Here is a 3,527-nt window from a genome sequence, read left to right as displayed (position 1 = left end):
TATTTAGTTTGTCAATTTAGGAGGAAATCTAACGATGTTTCGAGTATTGGTCTCAGACAAAATGAGCAACGACGGTTTACAGCCACTTATTGAATCAGACTTTATTGAAATCGTTCAAAAAAACGTAGCAGATGCAGAAGATGAATTACATACTTTTGATGCTCTTTTGGTGCGAAGCGCGACAAAAGTAACAGAAGACCTTTTCAACAAAATGACTTCTTTAAAAATTGTCGGAAGAGCCGGTGTCGGTGTCGATAATATCGATATTGATGAGGCTACGAAACACGGGGTAATCGTGATCAATGCTCCGAACGGCAACACCATTTCGACAGCTGAGCATACATTTGCAATGATCTCTTCTTTAATGAGACACATTCCGCAGGCTAATATCTCAGTGAAATCCAGAGAGTGGAACCGCACAGCTTATGTGGGTTCAGAGCTCTATGGAAAAACGCTTGGTATTGTAGGATTAGGCCGAATCGGAAGTGAAATTGCACAGCGTGCGAGAGCGTTCGGTATGACAGTGCACGTTTTTGATCCTTTCTTAACGGAAGAAAGAGCGAAAAAAATCGGCGTAAACAGCCGTACATTTGAAGAAGTGCTTGAAAGTGCGGATATCATTACCGTTCACACGCCTTTAACAAAAGAAACAAAAGGCTTATTGAATAAAGAAACGATTGCAAAAACGAAAAAAGGCGTTCGCTTAATTAACTGTGCGCGAGGCGGAATTATCGATGAAGCAGCACTTCTCGAAGCTTTGGAAAACGGGCATGTTGCGGGAGCGGCTCTTGACGTTTTCGAAGTCGAACCGCCAGTTGACAACAAACTTGTTGATCATCCATTAGTCATTGCCACTCCTCACTTAGGAGCATCAACGAAAGAAGCACAGCTCAATGTCGCCGCCCAAGTGTCAGAAGAAGTTCTGCAGTTCGCAAAAGGCCTGCCTGTCATGTCAGCTATCAACCTGCCTGCCATGACAAAAGATGAATTTGCTAAAATTAAGCCCTACCATCAAATTGCAGGAAAAATTGGCAGCCTTGTATCACAGTGCATGAAAGAACCAGTACAGGATGTTGCCATTCAATATGAAGGCACAATTGCTAAACTTGAAACATCGTTCATTACAAAAGCCCTTCTGTCAGGCTTTTTAAAACCGCGCGTAGACTCTACTGTTAATGAGGTCAATGCCGGGGGTGTCGCAAAAGAACGCGGCATTAGCTTCAGTGAAAAAATTTCCTCTTCTGAATCTGGATACGATAACTGCATCAGCGTAAAAGTGACAGGAGACCGCAGCACCTTTACTGTAACGGCTACGTATATTCCTCATTTCGGAGAACGAATTGTCGAGATCAATGGATTTAATATTGATTTTTATCCGACTGGTCACTTGGTGTATATCCAGCATCAAGATACAACAGGTGTCATCGGCCGAGTAGGACGTATTCTCGGAGATAATGATATTAACATTGCAACTATGCAGGTTGGCCGTAAGGAAAAAGGCGGAGAAGCCATCATGATGCTTTCCTTTGACAGACATCTGGAAGATAAAATTGTGAAAGAACTAACAAATGTCCCTGATATTGTGTCTGTGAAGCTCATTGATCTGCCATAATTAAAAAAACTCAAGCTATATAGCTTGAGTTTTTTTATTGTTCTATCCCCGTGTGTTTTTATGCAAAATATCTAAGACACTCCTTAGCTCAGAAACAGGAATTTGGCCTGGTGCGGACGCCTCTTCTCCAGCTCCAAAAGTACAAGCCGATCCAAAAACCTCACCGCTCAGCCTGCTGATGAGCCCTGTTGCAGCCATTGACATTGTAATAATGGGGCGGTCTGCATATATTGTTTTCATTGTATACGTCGCATCAAGCAGTGTTAGGAGATCTCCAGTATCATTCGGCATAACAGCCATTTTTGGAATATGCGCGCCTAAGTCCTGCATTTTTCGAAGTCTGGAAAGAATTTCATCTTTTACAGGTGTTTTTTCAAAGTCGTGATTTGACATCACCACATAGACGTTGTTTTTTTCCGCCAGCGATACTAACGCCTTTACATTTGCATCTCCTGAAAATAATTCGATGTCTATCAGATCGATGTCTTTTGTTTGGATTGCCGATTCCAGCAAAGCAAGATAGGAGCTTTCGTCCATCTCCATGCTCCCGCCCTCTTTGTGGGTTCTGAATGTAAATAGAAATAGCTTGTCTTCTAAAGATTTACGAAGCTTAGAAATGAGCTTTGTGACCGCTTCTCTGTCATTAGCTTTTTCAAATACGTCGACTCTCCATTCAACAATGTCCGGATTCAGTAATTTTACAGCCTCTGCTTCATTCAGAATTTGTTTTTCCGTCTTTCCCATCAGCGGAACGATGATTTTCGGCATCCCTTCCCCAATGGAAACTCCTTTAATCGTTAACACGTTCACTCATCTCAAATCCTTTCAATCGTTACCTTGTTTTATTATACACGTACAACTTTTTTTTGAAAATTTCTATTATATGAATAGCAACTAAAAAAGAGCCTTAAAGGGCTCTTTTTAGTTTAAGGAAATCGGATTTGGAGCAGCTGGCACCGGAATTGCATCTGATACGTCATATTTGCCGATTTTTTTCGTTCTGGTTTCCGCAAAGGTCACTTCTGTGAAGCCAAACTCTTTTGCGGTTAAAAGAAGTCCCTCAATCATTAAAATACCGGCAATAGAATCCTCAACTTCTGAGTCCTTTGAAAAGCGGATATATAAGTGTTTCTGTTTCTTCGTTACAGATTGGACAGCACCCGCTTGAATAAGAGGTGTCGTATCTTCTTGGCTGCTCGATTCCATTTCCTTAATCGCTTCTTTTACTGTATCAAAAGAATGATTTGACGGAACGAGAAAGTCTTGTCCTTGTTTATTTTGGTACAAGTAGTAGGATCGTTTTGACTGTTTGGGAATCGAAATTTCCGTAAAAGTGCCATATGAGCCAATCCGAACCCCAGTCTCATTTTGATCCGATAAAAATTTGACTTTTTCATAAGGACTCCATTTTAAGGATTCTTTAAGCAATTTTTTTAACAGTGTATCATCTTTTACAGAAAATGCCGTAGCTGGCTGATGGACTCGTATACTTAATTCCTTCTGCTTTGGTTTTTCCTTTATTTCTACTTCATCTATGAAGGTTGGAATTGTAATGGCATGATCAAGGATGCCCAATTCACTACTTTCAAACAGCATATCCTGGATCGTTTGGTCTGCATTTGTTTTTTGGATGCTGACGGGTATGATTGCGGATGTATCGGCATCAGCAACTGCTACAGTGATGTAATTGTCTTGTTCCTTTTCAGGTACAACAAACGATGTATGATCCAAGGACGATGCAGCTTTTGGGCTGTCTTCTGTCTCAGTTTTCGTTACTGCGTTCTCTTGGGACGCTTCTTTTTGTTGAGGCTGTGCCTGATCAAAGAAATGAGGAGAAATAATGAAGGCGATATAAACCGCAATTGCAGCGGCACACGCGGGGCCAATCCACCTGACAGCGGGCTTATTTTTACGC

Annotated in this window: 3 protein-coding genes; 1 reads left to right on the top strand and 2 read right to left on the bottom strand. The window is 41.4% G+C overall.

Annotated features, from left to right (window positions below; genetic code table 11):
* Window positions 1–34 precede the first annotated feature (34 nt).
* Complete coding sequence (gene serA, locus RAC86_RS36735; protein WP_004398713.1) at window positions 35–1,612, top strand: phosphoglycerate dehydrogenase; 1,578 nt, start codon at window positions 35–37, stop codon at window positions 1,610–1,612.
* Between the two features lie 42 nt (window positions 1,613–1,654).
* Here serA and aroD read toward each other — a convergent pair whose 3' ends face one another.
* Together aroD and rsiX are read right to left on the bottom strand one after the other, a co-directional pair.
* A complete protein-coding gene (gene aroD, locus RAC86_RS36730; RefSeq protein WP_015251797.1) occupies window positions 1,655–2,422 on the bottom strand; it encodes a type I 3-dehydroquinate dehydratase in 768 nt (255 codons plus the stop codon).
* Window positions 2,423–2,533: 111 nt separating this feature from the next.
* On the bottom strand, window positions 2,534–3,527 hold a 994-nt coding region (gene rsiX, locus RAC86_RS36725), incomplete at its 5' end, for an anti-sigma-X factor RsiX (protein WP_377886779.1).

It is taken from the genome of Bacillus sp. LR_5, assembly GCF_042709275.1.
Note: the sequence above shows the minus strand (reverse complement) of the source record. Positions and strands in the feature narration are given on the sequence as shown.

Coding starts and splice junctions, on each gene's coding strand:
- serA (WP_004398713.1), top strand. CDS start 35: ATGTTTCGAGTATTGGTCTCAGACAAAATGAGCAACGACGGTTTACAG.